Here is a 239-nt window from a genome sequence, read left to right as displayed (position 1 = left end):
AACGGCAAGCCAGACACCAGTAAAGAAGCTGTCGCTAGCGGCGAAATTAAAGATGGTGCTAAGGGTGACAAAGGCGACAAGGGTGACCAAGGTGAAAGAGGTTTACAAGGTGAACGTGGTGCTCAAGGGCCACAAGGGCTAAAAGGTGACACCGGCGCTCAAGGAGCTGCGGGAGCCAACGGAAAAGATGGTAAGAATGGTGCAGACGGCAAATCTCCAGAAATCTCCAGCGCTGAAAA

General features: G+C 52.3%; 1 pseudogene. It reads left to right on the top strand.

The features are described 5' to 3' along the window. Positions 1-239, top strand: a pseudogene (locus QP363_RS13505) (hypothetical protein); the annotation flags it as partial.

The sequence above is a fragment of the Corynebacterium sp. UMB6689 genome (genome assembly GCF_030215295.1).
GTDB lineage: Bacteria > Actinomycetota > Actinomycetes > Mycobacteriales > Mycobacteriaceae > Corynebacterium > Corynebacterium aurimucosum.
The sequence above is the reverse complement of the archived record's forward strand: the minus strand, read 5'-3'. Positions and strand labels throughout refer to the sequence as shown.